The organism is Rhodococcus sp. P4_C10, assembly GCF_056402135.1.
The window spans coordinates 57,326-74,811 of record NZ_JBFUHZ010000027.1 but is presented as its reverse complement, the minus strand read 5'-3'; the positions used below and the strand labels follow the sequence as shown (position 1 = coordinate 74,811).

Below are 17,486 nucleotides of genomic sequence, written 5' to 3'. Positions count from 1 at the left end.
AGTCTTGTCGAACCTGGACGAGCGGTGGCTACTTGCCCAGTGCGGCGAGCGCGCGGGCGTTGACCTCGTCGACCTCGCCGACCGCGTCCACCGTGACGACGGTACCCGCGTAGTGGTCGAGCAGCGGTGCGGTCTCCTCGCGGTAGACGCGCATCCGGTTGCGGATGACGTCCTCGGTGTCGTCGGCGCGGCCCCGGGCGAGCATGCGCTCGACCACGACGTCGTCGGCGACGTCGAAGGCCAGCACCCCGTCCAGCTTGGCATCCAGGTCGGCGAGGATCTTCTCGAGCGCGAGCGCCTGGTCGACCGTGCGCGGGAAGCCGTCGAGCAGGAACCCGTTGACCGCGTCCGGCTCGGCCACGCGCGCCTTGACCATGTTGTTGGTGATCTCGCTGGGCACCAGGTCGCCGGCGTCCATGTACTTCTTCGCCTCGAGGCCGAGCGCGGTCTGCTGACCGATGTTCGCGCGGAACAGATCGCCCGTCGAGATGGCCGGAACGCCGAGCTTCTCCGACAGGATGGCGGCCTGAGTGCCCTTACCGGCACCGGGAGGACCAAGGAGGACAAGTCTCACTTGAGGAACCCTTCGTAGTTGCGCTGCATGAGTTGGCTCTCGATCTGCTTGACGGTGTCGAGGCCGACACTGACCAGAATCAGGACCGCCGCACCACCGAAGATGCTGCTACCCGACGCCCCCTGGGAGAGGAAGAGGTTCGGCAGCACTGCGATGAGACCGAGATAGATCGCGCCCGGCAGTGTGATGCGGCTGAGCACGTAGTTGAGGTAGTCCGCCGTCGGGCGGCCCGGGCGGATGCCCGGGATGAAGCCGCCGTACTTCTTCATCTCGTCCGCGCGCTCTTCAGGGTTGAAGGTGATCGCGACATAGAAGTAGGTGAAGAAGACGATGAGCAGGAAGTAGATGAGGATGTAGACCGGGTTCGACGGGTTCACCAGGTACTCCTGGATGATCCGCTGCCACCAACTCGGATCCGCGGCCGTGCTCGAACCGGTGAGCTGTGCGATGAGGTTCGGCAGGTACAACAGCGAGGACGCGAAGATCACCGGGATGACGCCGGCCTGGTTGACCTTCAGCGGCAGGTACGTCGACGAGCCGCCGTACATCTTCCGGCCGACCATGCGCTTCGCGTACTGCACCGGGATACGGCGCTGGCCCTGCTCGACGAACACCACGCCCGCGATCAGTGCGAGGACCGCCACCAGCACCAGGGCGAAGATGAGGCCGCCACGGCTGTCGAGGATGGCACCACCCTCCGAGGGAAGTCGCGAGGCGATGCCCGAGAAGATCAGCAGCGACATGCCGTTGCCGACGCCGCGCTCGGTGATCAGCTCGCCGAACCACATCACCAGGGCCGCACCGGCCGTCATCACCAGCACGATGATGACCAGACCGAAGATCGACTGGTCGTCGATGATCTCCTGCTGGCAACCCTGCAACAGCTGACCCCGCGCCGCGAGCGCGACGATGCCGGTCGACTGGAGGACGGCGAGCGCGATCGAGAGGTAACGCGTGTACTGCGTCATCTTGACCTGGCCCGATTCCCCCTCCTTGCGGAGTTCTTCGAACCTCGGGATGACAACGGTCAGCAGCTGCACGATGATGCTTGCCGTGATGTACGGCATGATGCCGATCGCGAACACCGACAGCTGCAGCAACGCGCCACCGGAGAACAGGTTGATCAGCGAGTAGATACCCGCAGACTCACCGCCGGAGATCTGGTCGATACAGGCCGTGACGTTCGCATAGTTGACACCGGGCGACGGCAGGGTGGCACCGAAGCGGTACAAGGCGATCAGGCCCAGGGTGAAGAGGATCTTCCGCCTCAGGTCGGGAGTCCTGAAGGCCGAGACAAAGGCGGAAAGCAAAGATCCTCCTGGCACGACGGGTTGTCGCGAGCGATTTGCTCGGCTGGCTAGATGAACTCTAGAACACTAGCAGTGAGGGCACGGCGAGCAGCCCGGCATACACAGATTGGTCTGCCGTCAGCGCCGTACCTCGGGCGTGTGCCTCTGGCAACGCGGCCCGAAGTACGGACTATACAGAACGCCGATGGCCGCAGCACTGCCCTTGCGGACAGTGACTGCGGCCATCGGATACTCGGTCAGAGACCGATCACAGCTCGGTGGTGGTCCCACCTGCAGCAGCGATCTTCTCCTTGGCGGAACCGGTGAACTTGTTCACGGTGACCTGAACGGCAACCGTGAGCTCTCCGTCGCCGAGGACCTTGACGAGCTCGTTCTTGCGAACGGCGCCGGCCTCGACGAGCTCCTGAACACCGATCGTGCCGCCGTTCGGGAACAGCCGGGCGATGTCGCCGACGTTCACGACCTGGTACTCGGTGCGGAACGGGTTCTTGAAGCCCTTGAGCTTGGGCAGACGCATGTGCAGCGGCATCTGTCCACCCTCGAAGGCGGCCGGCACGTTCTTACGAGCCTTGGTGCCCTTGGTACCGCGACCCGCGGTCTTGCCACGCTTGCCGCCCTCACCACGACCGACGCGAATCTTGTCGGACTTGGATCCCGGTGCGGGGCGCAGGTGGTGCAGTTTGATGGTCATGGTTAGACCTCCTCAACGGTTACGAGGTGGCGCACCACGTTGATCAGACCGCGGTTCTGTGCGTTGTCCTCACGAACAACGGTCTGACGGATGCCCTTGAGACCGAGCGTGCGCAGAGAATCCTTCTGGTTCTGCTTGGTCCCGATGGTGCTCTTGATCTGGGTGACCTTGAGATCTGCCATTACTTCACGCTCCCAGCCTGTGCGCGAGCGCGCAGCATGCCGGCGGGGGCAACCTCTTCGAGGGTCAGGCCGCGGCGAGCCGCAACTTCCTCGGGACGCTGCAGACCCTTGAGCGCAGCAACGGTCGCGTGAACGACGTTGATGGCGTTGTCGCTACCGAGCGACTTCGACAGGATGTCCGCGATACCCGCGCACTCCAGCACGGCACGCACCGCGCCACCGGCAATGACACCGGTACCCGGGCTGGCCGGACGGAGCATGACCACACCGGCCGCCGCCTCACCCTGGATCGGGTGGGTGATGGTGGAGCCGATCATCGGGACGCGGAAGAAGCTCTTGCGAGCCTCCTCGACACCCTTCTGGATGGCCGCGGGAACTTCCTTGGCCTTGCCGTAGCCGACGCCGACGAGTCCGTTGCCGTCGCCCACGATCACCAGAGCGGTGAAGCTGAAGCGACGACCACCCTTGACGACCTTGGAGACACGGTTGATGGTGACAACGCGCTCGATGAAGTTCGACTTCTCGGCCGACTGGCCACCGCGACGATCGTCACGGCCGCCGCCACGACGGTCGCCGCCGCCACGGTTGTCCCCGGTGTTGGGGCCATTCTGTCCGGCGGGTCCGCTGCCGCCGTCACGCCTCTGACGTCCCGGCATCAGACTGTCCTTCCGTTCGAAATGTTGGTCATCAGAACTTCAACCCGCTTTCGCGGGCTGCATCCGCGAGTGCCGCGATGCGACCGTGGTAGCCGTGTCCACCGTGGTCGAAGACCACAGCTTCGATGCCGGCGGCCTTGGCGCGCTCGGCGATCAGCTGACCCACCTTGGCGCTGAGGGCCTTCTTGTCGCCCTCCGCGCCACGGATGTCGGCCTCGATGGTCGACGCCGCCGCCAGCGTGTGGCCGGCGAGGTCGTCCACGAGCTGCACGTGGATGTGGCGAGAAGACCGGTTGACGACCAGGCGAGGACGCTCGGGCGTGCCGGAGATCTTCTTGCGAAGACGGAAGTGACGACGCGTCTTCGCGAGACGACGCGTGGTGGACGCATCCTTGCCCAGCGGAATCCGCTTGGCTTTCTGGTTTGCAGTCTGGCTCATATCACTTACCCGTCTTTCCGACCTTGCGGCGGATCTGCTCACCCTCGTAGCGAACGCCCTTGCCCTTGTAGGGGTCGGGGCGACGCAGACGACGGATGTTGGCCGAGATCTGGCCGACCTTCTGCTTGTCGATGCCGGACACCGAGAACCGGGTGGGCGACTCGACCACGAAGGTGATGCCCTCCGGCGCCTCGATCGGCACGGGGTGGCTGTAGCCCAGGGCGAACTCGAGGTCCTTGCCCTTCAGTGCGACGCGGTAGCCGACGCCGTGAATCTCCATCTTGGTGGTGTAACCCTCGGTGACACCGGTGATGAGGTTCGCGACCAGGGTGCGCGAGAGGCCGTGCAGCGCGCGGCTGCGACGCTCGTCGTCCGGACGGGTGACCAGAACGGCACCGTCCTCGCCCTTGGTGATGGCGATCGGCTCGGAGACCGTCAGCGAGAGGGCGCCCTTGGGGCCCTTCACCGAGATGTCCTGACCATCGATGGTGACGTCAACGCCCGCGGGGACGGTGACCGGAATCTTTCCAATACGCGACATTGTGGTGGCCTCCCTTACCAGACGTAGGCGAGGACTTCGCCGCCCACGCCCTGCTTGGCCGCCTGACGATCCGTGAGCAGGCCGGATGACGTGGAGATGATCGCCACGCCGAGGCCGCCCAGGACCTTGGGCAGGTTGGTGGACTTCGCGTAAACCCGGAGACCGGGCTTGGAAACGCGCCGGACGCCCGCGAGGCTGCGCTCTCGGCTGGGTCCGTACTTCAGGTCGACGATGAGGGTCTTGCCCACCTCGGCGTCCTCGGTACGGAAGTCGGAGATGTAACCCTCGCGCTTGAGGATCTCGGCGATGTTCGCCTTGATCTTCGAGTGGGGAAGCTTCACCTCGTCGTGAAACGCCGTGTTGGCGTTGCGCAGACGAGTCAAGAAGTCTGCGATCGGATCGGTCCCCCCCCCCCCCCCCCCCCGGGCCGGCCGTGGGCCTACCGCGAAGGGGTTTTCCTATTGAACTGGCTCACGGCTGCGAGCCAGAAGTCTGTGCTACCAGGAGCTCTTGTGAACGCCGGGCAGCTCGCCCGCGTGGGCCATCTCGCGCAGGCAGATTCGGCACAGGCCGAACTTGCGGAACACCGAGTGGGGCCGGCCGCACCGCTGGCAGCGGGTGTAGGCGCGCACCGCGAACTTCGGCTTCTTGTTGGCCTTGTTGACCAGTGCCTTCTTCGCCATGGCTCAGTTCTCCTTGAACGGGAAGCCGAGGTGCTTGAGCAGGGCACGGCCTTCTTCGTTGTTGGTGGCGGTCGTCACGACGGTGATGTCCATACCGCGCGGGCGATCGATCTTGTCCACATCGATCTCGTGGAACATCGACTGCTCGTTGAGACCGAAGGTGTAGTTGCCGTTGCCGTCGAACTGCGTGCCCGACAGGCCGCGGAAGTCCCTGATACGGGGCAGCGCGATGGACACGAGACGGTCCAGGAACTCCCACATGCGGTCGCCACGGAGGGTGACGCGCGCGCCGATGGGCATGCCCTCGCGGAGCTTGAACTGCGCGATGGACTTGCGAGCCTTGCGGATCTCCGGCTTCTGGCCGGTGATCAGCTCGAGGTCGGTGACCGCACCGTTGATGAGCTTCGCGTCACGGGCGGCGTCGCCGACACCCATGTTGACGACGACCTTGACGACGCCGGGGATCTGCATGACGTTCGCGTAGGCGAACTCCGCGTTCAGCGCGTCCTTGATCTCCGCACGGTAGCGGGCCTTCAGACGCGGCTGGATCTTGTTCTCAGTGCTAGTCATCTCAGATGTCCTTCCCGTTCTTACGGGAGATCCGAACCCGCTTGCCGTTGTCATCGGTCCGGTAACCCACGCGAGTGGCGTTGCCGTCCGAGTCCACGACCTGCACGTTCGAGACGTGGATCGGGGCCTCCTGCGTGACGATGCCGCCGACGGAGGCGCCACGCTCGTTCGCGGAGACCGCGGTGTGCTTCTTGATCCGGTTCACGCCCTCGACGAGGACCTTGTCGGTCGCGGGGAAGGCCTTGATGACCTTGCCCTTCGCGCCCTTGTCCTTGCCGGCGATGACCAGAACGGTGTCACCCTTGTGCACCTTCATCACAGCACCTCCGGGGCGAGCGAGACGATCTTCATGAACTTCTTGTCGCGCAGCTCGCGGCCGACGGGGCCGAAGATGCGGGTACCGCGGGGATCGTGGTCAGGCTTGATGAGAACGGCAGCGTTCTCATCGAACTTGATGTACGAACCGTCCGGACGGCGACGCTCCTTGGTGGTGCGAACGATGACCGCCTTGACGATCTCGCCCTTCTTGATGTTGCCACCGGGGATGGCGTCCTTGACGGTTCCGACGATGATGTCGCCGATCCCGGCGTAGCGACGAGACGATCCGCCGAGAACGCGGATGCAGAGAATCTCCTTGGCACCCGTGTTGTCGGCGACACGCAGTCGCGACTCCTGCTGGATCACTGATCTCTCCTAAGACCTGGATTTTCTTACGCAGCGGATACCGACCCGATGCGCGCGGCCTGTTGCCCCACCCACCCGCATGCGGACACGCGGAGGCACAGGCAACCGCTCTAGTGTAGGGAACTGCAGGGCCGATGCCAAATCGACCCCACTCCCCCGCACCCGAGCTGACCTGGCACCGGCGACGGTAAACCACTCTGAAATGGCAGCGGCCCGCCCCCGACGGGGAGCGGGCCGCTGCACGGTACTGCTGTTCCTACTTGGCCTTCTCGAGCACCTCGACCAGACGCCAGCGCTTGGTCGCCGACAGCGGTCGGGTCTCCATCAGCTGGACGCGGTCGCCGACGCCGGCGACGCTGTTCTCGTCGTGCGCCTTGACCTTGGTGGTACGGCGGATGATCTTGCCGTAGAGCGGGTGCTTGACCCGGTCCTCGAGCTCGACCACGATGGTCTTCTCCATCTTGTCGGAGACCACGTAGCCGATGCGGGTCTTGCGCATGCCGCGCTCTTCACTCACTGCGCTGTCCTTCTGGTTCTCACTCATGCCGCGTCACCCGCATCGGGTCCGGCGGCGAGACCGAGCTCACGCTCACGCATGACGGTGTAGACACGCGCGATCTCGTGGCGGACGGTCCGCAGACGACGGTTGTTGTCCAACTGACCGGTCGCCATCTGGAAGCGCAGGTTGAACAGCTCTTCCTTCGACTCGCGGAGCCGGGTGACCAGCTCCTCTTCCGTGAGCTCGCGGAGCTCTGCGGCTGGGGTTCCAGTAGCCATCAGAACTGCTCCTCCCTCGTGACGATCCGGCACTTGCAGGGGAGCTTGTGCATCGCGCGGGTCAGGGCCTCGCGAGCAGTCTCCTCGTTGGGGTACGTCATCTCGAACATGACGCGGCCCGGCTTGACGTTCGCGATCCACCACTCGGGCGAACCCTTACCGGAACCCATTCGGGTCTCGGCAGGCTTCTTCGTGAGCGGGCGATCCGGGAAGATGTTGATCCAGATCTTGCCGCCACGCTTGATGTGGCGCGTCATCGCGATACGAGCGGACTCGATCTGACGGTTGGTGATGTAGGCGGGCTCGAGAGCCTGGATGCCGTAGTCACCGAAGGTCACCTGGGTGCCACCCTTGGCGGCACCGGTACGGCTCGGGTGGTGCTGCTTGCGGTGCTTGACCCGACGGGGGATCAACATAGCGTCAGCCCTCCTGATTCGTGTCGGTGGAAACCGGAGCCTCGGCGGTCGCGGTTGCGGCGCGGCCGGCCTCGGTGCTGGTCGCGGTGGTGCCCGAGGCACCGGAGCGACGCGGACGCGAGGGACGCTCGCGGCGCGGGCGGTCGCCGGCCGGGGCTGCGCTGGCGGTGACCTCACGCTTGCCGCCGACGATGTCGCCCTTGTAGATCCAGACCTTCACGCCGATGCGGCCGAAGGTGGTCTTGGCCTCGTAGAGCCCGTAGTCGATGTCCGCACGCAGCGTGTGCAGCGGAACCCGACCCTCGCGGTAGAACTCCGAGCGGGACATCTCGGCACCGCCGAGACGACCCGAGCACTGCACCCGGATGCCCTTGACGTTGGGCTGACGCATCGCAGACTGGATTGCCTTACGCATGGCGCGACGGAACGCGACACGGTTCGACAGCTGCTCGGCGACACCCTGGGCCACGAGCTGGGCCTCGGCCTCGGCGTTCTTGACCTCGAGGATGTTCAGCTGAACCTGCTTGCCGGTCAGCTTCTCCAGCTCGGCGCGGATGCGATCGGCCTCGGCGCCGCGGCGGCCGATGACGATGCCCGGACGAGCGGTGTGGATGTCGACGCGAACCCGGTCACGGGTGCGCTCGATCTCCACCTTCGCGATGCCGGCCCGCTCCATGCCCGTGGCGAGGAGCTTGCGGATGGCGACATCTTCCTTGACGTACTCCGCGTACTGCTTGTCTGCGTACCAGCGAGACTTCCAGTCGGTCGTAATGCCGAGGCGGAAGCCGTGCGGGTTGATTTTCTGGCCCACTATCGAGCACTTCCCTTCCGGCGATTACGGGTCGCGGCGCCGGCCTTGGGCAGGCTCTCCACGATGACCGTGATGTGGCTGGTGCGCTTGCGGATCCGGAACGCACGTCCCTGTGCACGCGGCTGGAACCGCTTGAGGGTCGCGCCCTCGTCCACGTACGCCGTCGCAACGACGAGCGTGCTGGGGTCCAGGTCCAGGTTGTTCTCGGCGTTCGCAGCTGCGCTGGCGATCACCTTCGCAACCGGCTCGCTGGCGGCCTGCGGCGCGAACCGCAGGATGTTCAGCGCGTCCTCGACCGAGCGCCCGCGAACCAGGTCCACGACACGACGCGCCTTCATCGGCGTCACGCGCACGTGGCGCGCGATTGCCTTGGCGGTCGGGTTGGCGGTTTCGGTGTTACTCATCGCCTCTTCGCCTTCCGATCATCCTTGATGTGACCCTTGAACGTGCGGGTCGGTGCGAACTCTCCGAGCTTGTGTCCAACCATCGAGTCGGAGACAAACACGGGAACGTGCTTACGGCCGTCGTGCACCGCGAACGTGTGCCCGATGAAATCCGGGATGATCGTGGAACGACGGGACCAGGTCTTGATGACCTGCTTGGTTCCCTTTTCGTTCTGCACGTCCACCTTCGCAAGGAGGTGGTCATCGACGAACGGGCCCTTCTTAAGGCTGCGTGGCATCCTTCACTCCCTCCTTGACTAGCGCTTGTTCTTGCCGGAACGGCGGCGACGGACGATGAGCTTGTCGCTCGGCTTGTTGGGCTTGCGGGTACGGCCCTCAGGCTGTCCCCACGGGCTGACCGGGTGGCGACCACCGGAGGTCTTGCCCTCGCCACCACCGTGCGGGTGGTCGACCGGGTTCATCACGACACCACGGACGGTCGGGCGCTTGCCCTTCCAGCGCATACGGCCGGCCTTGCCCCAGTTGATGTTCGACTGCTCGGCGTTGCCGACCTCGCCGACCGACGCGCGGCAACGCACGTCGACGCGACGGATCTCACCGGACGGCATACGCAGGGTCGCGTACGCGCCCTCCTTGCCCAGCAGCTGGATGCTGGCACCGGCGGAGCGGGCCATCTTGGCGCCGCCACCCGGACGCAGCTCCACCGCATGCACGGTGGTACCGGTCGGGATGTTGCGCAGCGGCAGGTTGTTGCCCGGCTTGATGTCGGCTCCGACACCGGACTCGACCTTCGCACCCTGCTTGAGGTCCTTCGGCGCGATGATGTAGCGCTTCTCACCGTCGGCGTAGTGCAGCAGGGCGATGTTCGCCGTGCGGTTGGGGTCGTACTCGATGTGAGCGACCTTGGCCGGCACGCCGTCCTTGTCGTTACGACGGAAATCGATCAGCCGGTAGGCGCGCTTGTGGCCGCCACCCTTGTGTCGAGTGGTGATTCGACCGTGGGCGTTACGACCACCGCGACCATGCAGCGGGCGAATAAGCGACTTCTCGGGAGTCGACCGAGTGATCTCGGCGAAGTCCGAGACGCTCGAGCCACGACGGCCCGGGGTAGTCGGCTTGTACTTACGGATTGCCATGAGTCTTCTCGTCCTCTATGTCTCGTCAAGTCCCGGCGCTTACGCGACCGGTCCTCCGAAGATCTCGATGGGCTTGCTGTCGGCCGAGAGGGTCACGAGCGCGCGCTTGGTGTCCTTGCGCTTGCCGAAACCGAACTTCGTCCGCTTGCGCTTGCCCTGACGGTTGGCCGTGTTGACGCTGGTCACCTTGACGCCGAAGACCTTCTCGACGGCAATCTTGATCTGCGTCTTGTTCGAGTCCGGGTGCACCAGGAAGGTGTAAGTACCCTCCTCGATCAGTCCGTAGGACTTCTCGGAGATCACCGGGGCCAGCAAGATGTCGCGGGGGTCAGCGATGGTGCTCACTTGCTCTCCTCCTTGCTGTCTGCCTGGGCGGACTCGGCCGGCCCGTGGATGAACGCGTTGAGCGCCTCGACGCTGAACACGACATCGTCGCTGTTGAGCACGTCGTACGTGTTCAGCTGGTCGGGTGCGATGGGGTGCACGCCTTCCAGGTTGTGCACGCTCTTCCAGGCTGCGATGTCCTCGCGGCCCACGACGAGCAGGACCTTCTTGCGATCGGAGATCTCGCCGAGGAACTTCTTCGCGCCCTTGGTGGACGGAGTCTGCCCGGCGACGAGCTCGGTGATCACGTGGATGCGCTCGTTGCGTGCCCGGTCGGAGAGTGCACCGCGCAGGGCGGCGGCAATCATCTTCTTGGGCGTGCGCTGCGCGTAGTTGCGCGGCTGCGGGCCGTGCACGATGCCACCACCGGCGAACTGCGGAGCGCGGGTCGAACCCTGACGGGCGCGGCCGGTGCCCTTCTGGCGGTACGGCTTCTTGCCACCACCGCGAACCTCGCCGCGGGTCTTGGTGGAGTGCGTGCCCTGACGTGCCGCAGCGAGCTGCGCGACGACGACCTGGTGCATCAGCGAGATGTTGGCCGTCACGTCGAAGAGCTCGGCGGGAAGGTCGACGGTCCCGTTGGTGCCGCCGTCGGCGGTGCGGACGTCGAGGGTCAGCTTGGTTGCGGTCTCGGTCATGCGGACGCACCACCCTTCACTGCGGTCTTGACGATCACGAGGCCACCCTTGCGGCCCGGGATCGCACCCTTGATGAGCAGCAGACCGTTCTCGGCATCCACCTTGTGGACCGAGAGGTTCTGCGTCGTGATGCGGTCGCTACCCATGCGACCCGCCATGCGCATGCCCTTGAACACGCGGCCGGGGGTGGCGCAACCACCGATGGAACCGGGGCGACGGTGCACGGCCTGGGTGCCGTGCGAGGCGCCCTGACCCTTGAAGCCGTGACGCTTCATGACACCGGCGTAGCCCTTGCCCTTGCTGGTGCCGGTGACGTCGACGTAGCCGCCGTCCTCGAACAGCTCGGCGGTGAGCTCCTGGCCGACCTCGTACTCGGAGGTGTCGGCAACGCGGAGCTCGACGACGTGGCGACGCGGGGTGACGCCGGCCTTGGCGAACTGGCCGGCCTCCGGCTTGTTCACCTTGCGCGGGTCGATGGCGCCGAACGCGAGCTGCACGGCGCTGTAGCCGTCACGCTCTTCGGTACGGATCTGGGTGACGACGTTGGGCCCAGCCTTGACGACGGTCACCGGGACGACCCGGTTGTTCTCGTCGAAGACCTGGGTCATGCCGAGCTTCGTGCCCAGGATTCCCTTGATCTTGTTCTCAGTCATTGTTTTTGTCTCCGCCGCGCTCACTGGATGTTGACATCAACGCTGGCCGGCAGATCGATGCGCATGAGGGCATCGACTGTCTTGGGCGTCGGGTCGAGGATGTCAATCAGCCGCTTGTGGGTACGCATCTCGAAGTGCTCGCGCGAGTCCTTGTACTTGTGCGGCGAGCGGATGACGCAGTACACATTCTTTTCGGTCGGCAACGGCACCGGTCCAACGACACGGGCCCCGGTACGGGTCACCGTCTCGACGATCTTGCGCGCTGACGCATCGATCGCCTCATGGTCGTAGGCCTTGAGCCTGATGCGGATCTTCTGTCCCGCCACGCTTGTGTCCTCTTCCTTGCCGAATAGGCCCTTGTAGACCCGGGGGGCTACTTCGTTCACGTAGACCCGGCTGGGGCTACCTCGTCTGCACAGTTCCTGCCCAGCCCATGAGTGTCCGAACGTTGGCGATCGCAAAAGAATCCGATCCCGATCGAAAGAATCCGATCCGCTGCCGCTGTTCATCTGTCATGGATCTCCGACACACGCGGTCGGGCGTGTCGCCCTCCCACTCATTCTCCGATCCGCGCTTTCGCACCGATCTGAAGAATGTGCACCGGATGCGCTCGTAATGAGCACCTGGTGGTACTGCTTCCGTCTTGCACTGGTTCTGACCAGGCCTCCCGGGACTTTCATCCCTGGCACGCCGGGTGCATGACCCTCACTCGCCCGACGCAGGCCGCAAAACAGCACGTCCCGGGTCAAGGCAACCTGAACAGTATGCCGCAGACCGGCAGCGAGTTCAACTCCTCGCCGACGCCGACTGGGTCACGTCAATCTTACTCCAGAGTAAGATTGGTGGCATGGCCACCCAGACCCCCTCACCCAGCCCGACGTACCGCAGCTGGCTCCGACTGCCGGACAACGCACTTCGCCCCGCACTGTTCTCACTGGGCATGTGCGCCCGGGTGCCGTACTTCGCAACCGTGCTCCCCCGCGTCACCGCGCTCGAGCCGGGGCGGTGCGAGGTGCGGGCCCCGAAATGGTGGGGCGTCCACAACCACATCGGGACGTTCCACGCGATCGCCGCCTGCAATCTCGCCGAGGCCGCCATGGGCATGCTCGCCGAGGCGACCGTCCCCACCACGCACCGCTGGATCCCGAAGGCGATGAACACCCGGTACCTGGCCAAGGCCGAGTCCGGGCTGCGCGCGGTCGCGTCGTTGCCGGCACTGCCCCGGTTCGATGAGATCACCTCGGGCACCGAGCTCACCGTGCCGGTCGCGATCTACGACAAGTCCGGCACCGAGGTGGTGCACGCCGACATCACCATCTGGCTGACGCCCGCCTGACCCGGCGGCCGCCGGCACCCGCGGTCAGGCCTCGATACCGCCGCGGGTACGCAGCCGGCGGCGCATGTCCCACAGGTAGACCGTCTTGGGCGCATGCCGCACCGCGGCGGGGATCCGCGGGTACACCCACGAGAGCAGCGTCATCACCCGCTCGAACCGGCGCTGGTCCCGCACTGTCCACGGCAACTCGAACTTCTCGCGCAGCTGTGCCGGCAACAACCCGGTGGTGAGCCAGCGGTACGCCGGCAGGTTCCAGCGGATCAGCATCGGCGCCTTCACCGGATGGAACAGGTCCCGGGAGGTCGCCCGCACCTGTGCGTCCACCTCGACGCGGTCGAGTTCTTCCTTCCAATAGGCGGCAAACGCGGCGCGGTCACGCGGCCACATCCCGGCCGGCACCTGCAGCGCGGTCCCGAGCACCGCGTACTCCCGGTACAGCGCGTCCGCATTCGCGTCGTCGAGCGGGCCGAAGAGCCGCTCGTAGAGGCTCACCGCACTCTCGTAGAGCGTCGCCGCCACCCACAGCTGCAGTTCGGGGTCGAAGGCGTTGTAGTTCTCCGCACGAACCTTCGCGTGCGCCTTGTTCACCATCCGCACCACCGCGGCGCGCTCGGCCTCGGTCCCGTAGACCACGGCATAGATGTACGTCATCGTGGTCCGCAGCCGGTCGACCGAGCGGTAGGCGAAGTCGCTGTGGTCCGCGACGCCGTGCCCGACGCCCTCGTTGGCAATCTGCAGCAGGATCGCCCGGCCGCCGGCGGCGAGCATGACGCCCTCGCCGGCGAGATCCTCGATGTGTACGGCGCGACGGCTCATGCGATTGATGAAACCACAGCAGTTCACGGTTCACCAGCATCCGGACGAAACCGCCGCACCAATACTCTCAACTGCAGCAACACGATCATCTCCACCGCGCACCGACGAGATTCTCCGTTAACTTCCGACATCCGACACGGTCAGTCGTCGGAGGCGGACGCCTGCGAGGGGTTCCCTCGGGGGTTCGGGATCGGGTGCGTGCGGGGCCCCGGACGACACCCCCGCCACGACTTGACCACCTCAGGTGACTCGAATCGGTGGCGCCGGCGCCGACCAGGAATCGGGCAAGCAGCGTCACGGAGTGACACTCGGACCGGGTCCGATCGACCGACGGTGTCCTTGCCCACCACCCGCAGTGATTCCTGCCATTCGGCGAGATTGCGCGTGCCAGCCGGCCGGCCGCGTACAGGACATTCAGTGCCTATCGATCTGTACCCGCCGAGTGTTACCAACCTGTTCGCCACCAGCCGAACCCGCCGGATTCACAGCCCGGACAGCCTCCGCATACAGCTACCCATGACATACTCGCGGGCATGCCTTCACCCCACTCTGCGGTCCTCGTCGAGGGAATCCGCAAGTCCTTCGGTGACGTGAAAGCGCTTCAGGGGGTCAGCTTCGAGGTGCCGCGCGGCACTGTGCTCGGGATTCTCGGGCCGAACGGCGCTGGTAAGACGACCACGGTCAACGTGCTCTCCACCTTGCTGCGCCCCGATTCCGGACGCGCGCTGGTCGCCGGCCACGACGTGGCGACCCAGGGCGCGTCGGTTCGGCGTTCGATCATGATGACTGGCCAGTACGCCGCCCTCGACGAATCGCTCAACGGCCGGGAGAACCTGATTCTCTTCGGCCGACTGATGGGCCTGAATCGGCAGGCCGCCAAGACTCGGGCCGAAGAGCTGCTGAATCAGTTCGACCTCGTCTATGCCGCGGAACGCAAGGTGTCCGGCTACTCCGGCGGCATGCGCCGGCGAGTGGACATCGCCTGCGGGCTGGTGACCCGCCCCGAGGTGGTGTTCCTCGACGAGCCGACCACCGGCCTGGACCCGCGCAGCCGCCAGGGAGTGTGGACGCTGGTGCAAGACCTCAAGAACGAGGGCATCACCGTCCTCCTCACCACCCAGTACCTCGAGGAAGCCGACGTCCTCAGCGACAACATCGTCGTGATCGACAAGGGCACCGTGATCGCCGAGGGCACGGCGGACCAACTCAAGGAACGGACCGGCGGCAGCTTCTGCGAGGTCGTCCCGATGCGACTCGAGGACCTGCCGAGGGTCTACGCGGTCCTCACCAGCCTCGCCCCCCCGGAGTACATCACCGAGACCGCTCACGACCGGCTGTCGATTCCCGCGCAGTACGGCGCCCAGACGCTGGCCGAGGCGCTGCGTCGGCTCGACATCGCCAGGATCCCACTGGCGGACATCGCACTGCGCCGACCGTCGCTCGACGACGTCTTCCTGGCCCTGACGGGCAAACCCCAGGTCTCCGAGGACGAGGAGTCATGACCGCGATCACGGCCGGCACCACCAGAACCTCGGACGAGGGCCGACCGCCGGAGCCGCGTTCGAGGGCTGTCGCGCGGACCGGCCGCCACCGTCGGCCCGAACTGTCGAGCGTGCAGCAATGGCTGGCGCTGTCCGGCCGAAGCCTGCGCAGCATGTGGACCACCGGGCAGTTCCTCATCGCCGTGCTGGCCCCCGCCATCTTCACCATCGGCTTCTACCTGCCACTGAGGCTGGTGATGCGATTCCAGGGCATCGACTACGCACAGTTCGTGATGCCGATCATCGTCCTGCAGGCAATGGCCTTCACCGCCATCTCGGCCGCCGGCCGGGCGGCCCTCGAAGCATCGAACGGCATGAACGACCGGTTCCAGACGATGCCGATCTTCGCCGCCGTGCCACTGATGTCCAGGATGACCGCCGCGCTGGTGCACTGCACGGTCTCGTTGATCGCCGCGCTCGCGTACGGCCACATGATCGGCTTCCGATTCGATGGCGGCACCAGCAACACCGTGCTGTTCCTCGCAATGTCCCTGGCGATCGCGATGACGTTGTCTTTGATGGGTGACCTGATCGGCACCCTGAGCAAGAGCCCGGCAATGACCAGTCAGGCGCTGACGCTGCCGCAGCTGATCCTCGGCATGTTCTCGGCCGGCTTCGTGCCCGTCGCACAGTTCCCGAGCTGGTCGCAGTGGTTCGTCCGAAACCAGCCGATCTCCCAGTTCGCCATCTCCATGCGGGACATCGCCGCCGGCACGATCACCATGCACGTGCTCACACCGGCCCTGCTGTGGTGTGCAGGGCTGGCACTGGTGTTTGCTCCGCTGACGGTGTGGGCGAGTGTGAGGCGAGGATGACCGACCTCCACTCCGCCCCCGCGCCGGTAGTAGCGCCTGAGTCGGTGGCGCTCCGTTTCCCGGTGCCCACCGAGGTGTACCCCGAGACGTCGTGGAACGCGCTCGTCACCCACAGCAAGATCCAGACCTGGCGACTGCTCCTCAGATCGGCCAAGGACCCGTTCACCATGCTGCAGGCCATCGTCTACCCGTCGGTCATGCTGGTGATGTTCTGGGCGGTGCTGGGGATCTCGGTCACCAAGGCCACCGGCGTCAACAGCGTCTACGGGTACGCACCAATGCTTGCCCTGGTCGGCGCGATGTTCGGGTCGATGGCCAGCGGCCTCCATCTCAAGGAGGAATGGCGCAAGGGCCTGTTGGCTCGGTTCTGGATCCTGCCCACCCACCGGGCCGCGGGCATGGTCAGCCGGCTGATCTCCGAGGCCGTGCGGATCGTGTTGACCACCGTGCTGATCATGTTGGTCGGCGTACTTCTCGGCTTCCGATTCGGCCAGGGATTCCTGGCAGGTGTGCTGCTGCTGCTGGTCCCGCTGCTGATGGGTGTGGGGTTCGCGACCATGGTCACCGCGCTGTCGGTGAACTTCGCCAAGCTGCCGCTGGTGGAACTGCTGTCCCTGGTCTGCACCCTGCTCATGTTCTTCAACTCGGGCTTCGTGCCGACCGCCGCCTATCCGGTCTGGCTGCAGGGTTTCGTCGAGAACCAACCGATGTCCACCGCCATCGACGCGATGCGTGGCCTCAGTCTCGGCGGGCCGGTAGCCGAGCCGCTGATCAAGACCACGCTGTGGTCGCTCGGCGCGATCGCCATCTTCGCCTGGCCCGCAATCAACGGTTACAAGCGCGCCGCCGGAACGCCCATCTGATCCAGTGAGACGCCCCGTCCCCTCGGATGTGGGTGACACCGGGCCCGGGAGAACGGCCGGTTGCCGCGGTATGTTCACCGATCCGCGCTGAGGCCGCCCGGACGGCGGCTGCGCCCCCGCCGGAGGTCGGGTAACCGCCCCGGCAGACTTCGCGCGCAGCGCCGAGAGACAGCCGGATTCGCGAGGGCCGGGGCGGTGACGGTCGGCGCGCATGTCTGCGCCGAGAAGTGGACCCGCGCTGCGTCGACGGTGCCGGTGTCGATGAGTTCCTGGCGCGGCTGGAGCCGCGGGTCCGGGCCGATTCGTTGTTCCGGCGGCGTCCGCACCGCGTGCCGCTGGACCTGCGCCGCCCGCCGTGGACTCCGCGGGTACTTTTCGGGCCTGCCCTGCGTCGAGGCTTGCCGGACGGCGCTCGCCGCGCTGCTGACGTTCACCACTGCGCGAGCGACGGCCTCCGCTGGGCATGTCGCAGCGTCGTTCACTCACACCGCGTACCGCTCTTTCCACGGCGACCGAGCGGCAAGCCAAGCTGTTGACGAAGTCCGACTGTGGTGAGCCCCCGCCCG

28 protein-coding genes are annotated in these 17,486 nt (G+C 65.8%); 4 read left to right on the top strand and 24 right to left on the bottom strand.

The window, feature by feature from the left end:
* Nucleotides 1–28: 28 nt before the first annotated feature.
* From AC1DWC_RS18035 to rpsJ, 23 genes are all read right to left on the bottom strand, one after another.
* Nucleotides 29–574 (bottom strand): adenylate kinase, encoded by a 546-nt coding sequence (locus AC1DWC_RS18035; protein ID WP_072845923.1) that lies wholly within the window; start codon nt 572–574, stop codon nt 29–31.
* Nucleotides 571–1,884, bottom strand: coding sequence for a preprotein translocase subunit SecY (secY, locus tag AC1DWC_RS18030; RefSeq protein WP_477910182.1), 1,314 nt, complete (start codon nt 1,882–1,884; stop codon nt 571–573). The genes AC1DWC_RS18035 and secY overlap by 4 nt, the downstream gene beginning before the upstream one ends.
* 247 nt (nt 1,885–2,131) lie before the next feature.
* Nucleotides 2,132–2,575 (bottom strand): 50S ribosomal protein L15, encoded by a 444-nt coding sequence (rplO, locus tag AC1DWC_RS18025; protein WP_072845925.1) that lies wholly within the window; start codon nt 2,573–2,575, stop codon nt 2,132–2,134.
* A gap of 2 nt (nt 2,576–2,577) precedes the next feature.
* Nucleotides 2,578–2,757, bottom strand: a complete 180-nt coding sequence (gene rpmD / locus AC1DWC_RS18020) for a 50S ribosomal protein L30 (protein ID WP_072845926.1) — start codon at nt 2,755–2,757, stop codon at nt 2,578–2,580.
* Nucleotides 2,757–3,413 carry a 30S ribosomal protein S5 gene (gene rpsE, locus AC1DWC_RS18015; RefSeq protein ID WP_072845927.1) on the bottom strand — a complete coding sequence of 219 codons (657 nt, stop codon included), beginning with the start codon at nt 3,411–3,413 and terminating at the stop codon, nt 2,757–2,759. Before rpsE ends, rpmD begins: the two co-directional genes overlap by 1 nt.
* Nucleotides 3,414–3,444: 31 nt before the next feature.
* A complete protein-coding gene (gene rplR / locus AC1DWC_RS18010; protein ID WP_072845928.1) occupies nt 3,445–3,852 on the bottom strand; it encodes a 50S ribosomal protein L18 in 408 nt (135 codons plus the stop codon).
* Nucleotide 3,853: 1 nt separating this feature from the next.
* Entirely contained in the window at nt 3,854–4,393 is a 540-nt protein-coding gene (gene rplF / locus AC1DWC_RS18005; RefSeq protein ID WP_477838397.1) for a 50S ribosomal protein L6, read from the bottom strand.
* A 14-nt stretch (nt 4,394–4,407) separates the two neighbouring features.
* Nucleotides 4,408–4,788, bottom strand: coding sequence for a 30S ribosomal protein S8 (gene rpsH, locus AC1DWC_RS18000; RefSeq protein WP_477910217.1), 381 nt, complete (start codon nt 4,786–4,788; stop codon nt 4,408–4,410).
* A 102-nt stretch (nt 4,789–4,890) separates the two neighbouring features.
* Nucleotides 4,891–5,076: a type Z 30S ribosomal protein S14 gene (locus tag AC1DWC_RS17995; RefSeq protein WP_072845931.1), complete on the bottom strand. Its 186-nt coding sequence runs from the start codon at nt 5,074–5,076 to the stop codon at nt 4,891–4,893.
* Nucleotides 5,077–5,079: 3 nt separating this feature from the next.
* Nucleotides 5,080–5,646, bottom strand: coding sequence for a 50S ribosomal protein L5 (gene rplE / locus AC1DWC_RS17990; protein ID WP_072845932.1), 567 nt, complete (start codon nt 5,644–5,646; stop codon nt 5,080–5,082).
* Nucleotide 5,647: 1 nt separating this feature from the next.
* Complete coding sequence (gene rplX, locus AC1DWC_RS17985; RefSeq protein WP_072845933.1) at nt 5,648–5,962, bottom strand: 50S ribosomal protein L24; 315 nt, start codon at nt 5,960–5,962, stop codon at nt 5,648–5,650.
* On the bottom strand, nt 5,962–6,330 hold the full coding sequence (gene rplN / locus AC1DWC_RS17980; protein ID WP_072845934.1) for a 50S ribosomal protein L14: 369 nt from the start codon (nt 6,328–6,330) through the stop codon (nt 5,962–5,964). The genes rplX and rplN overlap by 1 nt, the downstream gene beginning before the upstream one ends.
* A gap of 256 nt (nt 6,331–6,586) precedes the next feature.
* Nucleotides 6,587–6,874, bottom strand: coding sequence for a 30S ribosomal protein S17 (gene rpsQ / locus AC1DWC_RS17975; RefSeq protein ID WP_072845935.1), 288 nt, complete (start codon nt 6,872–6,874; stop codon nt 6,587–6,589).
* Nucleotides 6,871–7,107 carry a 50S ribosomal protein L29 gene (rpmC, locus tag AC1DWC_RS17970; RefSeq protein WP_072845936.1) on the bottom strand — a complete coding sequence of 79 codons (237 nt, stop codon included), beginning with the start codon at nt 7,105–7,107 and terminating at the stop codon, nt 6,871–6,873. Before rpmC ends, rpsQ begins: the two co-directional genes overlap by 4 nt.
* Nucleotides 7,107–7,523 carry a 50S ribosomal protein L16 gene (gene rplP / locus AC1DWC_RS17965; protein WP_072845937.1) on the bottom strand — a complete coding sequence of 139 codons (417 nt, stop codon included), beginning with the start codon at nt 7,521–7,523 and terminating at the stop codon, nt 7,107–7,109. Before rplP ends, rpmC begins: the two co-directional genes overlap by 1 nt.
* A 4-nt stretch (nt 7,524–7,527) precedes the next feature.
* Entirely contained in the window at nt 7,528–8,334 is an 807-nt protein-coding gene (rpsC, locus tag AC1DWC_RS17960) for a 30S ribosomal protein S3 (protein ID WP_477838401.1), read from the bottom strand.
* Entirely contained in the window at nt 8,334–8,738 is a 405-nt protein-coding gene (gene rplV, locus AC1DWC_RS17955; RefSeq protein ID WP_072845939.1) for a 50S ribosomal protein L22, read from the bottom strand. The genes rpsC and rplV overlap by 1 nt, the downstream gene beginning before the upstream one ends.
* Nucleotides 8,735–9,016: a 30S ribosomal protein S19 gene (gene rpsS, locus AC1DWC_RS17950; RefSeq protein ID WP_003940820.1), complete on the bottom strand. Its 282-nt coding sequence runs from the start codon at nt 9,014–9,016 to the stop codon at nt 8,735–8,737. Before rpsS ends, rplV begins: the two co-directional genes overlap by 4 nt.
* Before the next feature lie 18 nt (nt 9,017–9,034).
* Complete coding sequence (gene rplB / locus AC1DWC_RS17945) at nt 9,035–9,874, bottom strand: 50S ribosomal protein L2 (protein WP_072845940.1); 840 nt, start codon at nt 9,872–9,874, stop codon at nt 9,035–9,037.
* Between the two features lie 39 nt (nt 9,875–9,913).
* Nucleotides 9,914–10,219, bottom strand: coding sequence for a 50S ribosomal protein L23 (gene rplW / locus AC1DWC_RS17940; RefSeq protein WP_072845941.1), 306 nt, complete (start codon nt 10,217–10,219; stop codon nt 9,914–9,916).
* Nucleotides 10,216–10,896 carry a 50S ribosomal protein L4 gene (gene rplD, locus AC1DWC_RS17935; protein WP_072845942.1) on the bottom strand — a complete coding sequence of 227 codons (681 nt, stop codon included), beginning with the start codon at nt 10,894–10,896 and terminating at the stop codon, nt 10,216–10,218. The genes rplW and rplD overlap by 4 nt, the downstream gene beginning before the upstream one ends.
* The gene (gene rplC, locus AC1DWC_RS17930; protein ID WP_072845943.1) at nt 10,893–11,549 is read right to left on the bottom strand and encodes a 50S ribosomal protein L3; all 657 of its coding nucleotides are present in this window, start codon (nt 11,547–11,549) and stop codon (nt 10,893–10,895) included. The genes rplD and rplC overlap by 4 nt, the downstream gene beginning before the upstream one ends.
* 20 nt (nt 11,550–11,569) lie before the next feature.
* Nucleotides 11,570–11,875, bottom strand: coding sequence for a 30S ribosomal protein S10 (gene rpsJ / locus AC1DWC_RS17925; RefSeq protein WP_003938093.1), 306 nt, complete (start codon nt 11,873–11,875; stop codon nt 11,570–11,572).
* A 521-nt stretch (nt 11,876–12,396) separates the two neighbouring features.
* Between rpsJ and AC1DWC_RS17920 the strand changes: the two genes are divergently transcribed.
* The gene (locus AC1DWC_RS17920) at nt 12,397–12,885 is read left to right on the top strand and encodes a hotdog fold domain-containing protein (protein ID WP_477838405.1); all 489 of its coding nucleotides are present in this window, start codon (nt 12,397–12,399) and stop codon (nt 12,883–12,885) included.
* A 24-nt stretch (nt 12,886–12,909) separates the two neighbouring features.
* Here the strand turns inward: AC1DWC_RS17920 and AC1DWC_RS17915 are convergent, their stop codons facing one another.
* Nucleotides 12,910–13,701, bottom strand: coding sequence for an oxygenase MpaB family protein (locus AC1DWC_RS17915; protein WP_477910179.1), 792 nt, complete (start codon nt 13,699–13,701; stop codon nt 12,910–12,912).
* Nucleotides 13,702–14,234: 533 nt separating this feature from the next.
* On the opposite strand from AC1DWC_RS17915, the gene AC1DWC_RS17910 reads away from it, so the two are divergent.
* The 3 genes from AC1DWC_RS17910 to AC1DWC_RS17900 are packed head-to-tail and all read left to right on the top strand — an operon-like array spanning nt 14,235 to nt 16,920.
* Nucleotides 14,235–15,203, top strand: a complete 969-nt coding sequence (locus AC1DWC_RS17910; protein WP_477838409.1) for an ATP-binding cassette domain-containing protein — start codon at nt 14,235–14,237, stop codon at nt 15,201–15,203.
* On the top strand, nt 15,200–16,057 hold the full coding sequence (locus AC1DWC_RS17905; protein ID WP_477910177.1) for an ABC transporter permease: 858 nt from the start codon (nt 15,200–15,202) through the stop codon (nt 16,055–16,057). The genes AC1DWC_RS17910 and AC1DWC_RS17905 overlap by 4 nt, the downstream gene beginning before the upstream one ends.
* Nucleotides 16,054–16,920 (top strand): ABC transporter permease, encoded by an 867-nt coding sequence (locus tag AC1DWC_RS17900; protein ID WP_477910175.1) that lies wholly within the window; start codon nt 16,054–16,056, stop codon nt 16,918–16,920. The genes AC1DWC_RS17905 and AC1DWC_RS17900 overlap by 4 nt, the downstream gene beginning before the upstream one ends.
* Nucleotides 16,921–17,486: the final 566 nt, after the last annotated feature.

Bases quoted from the DNA above. Each gene is read 5' to 3' on its own strand.
- rplO (WP_072845925.1), bottom strand. From the start codon at position 2,575: ATGACCATCAAACTGCACCACCTGCGCCCCGCACCGGGATCCAAGTCC.
- rpmD (WP_072845926.1), bottom strand. From the start codon at position 2,757: ATGGCAGATCTCAAGGTCACCCAGATCAAGAGCACCATCGGGACCAAG.
- rpsE (WP_072845927.1), bottom strand. From the start codon at position 3,413: ATGCCGGGACGTCAGAGGCGTGACGGCGGCAGCGGACCCGCCGGACAG.
- rplR (WP_072845928.1), bottom strand. From the start codon at position 3,852: ATGAGCCAGACTGCAAACCAGAAAGCCAAGCGGATTCCGCTGGGCAAG.
- rplF (WP_477838397.1), bottom strand. From the start codon at position 4,393: ATGTCGCGTATTGGAAAGATTCCGGTCACCGTCCCCGCGGGCGTTGAC.
- AC1DWC_RS17995 (WP_072845931.1), bottom strand. From the start codon at position 5,076: ATGGCGAAGAAGGCACTGGTCAACAAGGCCAACAAGAAGCCGAAGTTC.
- rplE (WP_072845932.1), bottom strand. From the start codon at position 5,646: ATGACTAGCACTGAGAACAAGATCCAGCCGCGTCTGAAGGCCCGCTAC.
- rplX (WP_072845933.1), bottom strand. From the start codon at position 5,962: ATGAAGGTGCACAAGGGTGACACCGTTCTGGTCATCGCCGGCAAGGAC.
- rpsQ (WP_072845935.1), bottom strand. From the start codon at position 6,874: ATGAGTGAGAACCAGAAGGACAGCGCAGTGAGTGAAGAGCGCGGCATG.
- rpmC (WP_072845936.1), bottom strand. From the start codon at position 7,107: ATGGCTACTGGAACCCCAGCCGCAGAGCTCCGCGAGCTCACGGAAGAG.
- rplP (WP_072845937.1), bottom strand. From the start codon at position 7,523: ATGTTGATCCCCCGTCGGGTCAAGCACCGCAAGCAGCACCACCCGAGC.
- rplV (WP_072845939.1), bottom strand. From the start codon at position 8,738: ATGAGTAACACCGAAACCGCCAACCCGACCGCCAAGGCAATCGCGCGC.
- rpsS (WP_003940820.1), bottom strand. From the start codon at position 9,016: ATGCCACGCAGCCTTAAGAAGGGCCCGTTCGTCGATGACCACCTCCTT.
- rplB (WP_072845940.1), bottom strand. From the start codon at position 9,874: ATGGCAATCCGTAAGTACAAGCCGACTACCCCGGGCCGTCGTGGCTCG.
- rplD (WP_072845942.1), bottom strand. From the start codon at position 10,896: ATGACCGAGACCGCAACCAAGCTGACCCTCGACGTCCGCACCGCCGAC.
- rplC (WP_072845943.1), bottom strand. From the start codon at position 11,549: ATGACTGAGAACAAGATCAAGGGAATCCTGGGCACGAAGCTCGGCATG.
- AC1DWC_RS17920 (WP_477838405.1), top strand. From the start codon at position 12,397: ATGGCCACCCAGACCCCCTCACCCAGCCCGACGTACCGCAGCTGGCTC.
- AC1DWC_RS17915 (WP_477910179.1), bottom strand. From the start codon at position 13,701: ATGAGCCGTCGCGCCGTACACATCGAGGATCTCGCCGGCGAGGGCGTC.
- AC1DWC_RS17910 (WP_477838409.1), top strand. From the start codon at position 14,235: ATGCCTTCACCCCACTCTGCGGTCCTCGTCGAGGGAATCCGCAAGTCC.
- AC1DWC_RS17905 (WP_477910177.1), top strand. From the start codon at position 15,200: ATGACCGCGATCACGGCCGGCACCACCAGAACCTCGGACGAGGGCCGA.
- AC1DWC_RS17900 (WP_477910175.1), top strand. From the start codon at position 16,054: ATGACCGACCTCCACTCCGCCCCCGCGCCGGTAGTAGCGCCTGAGTCG.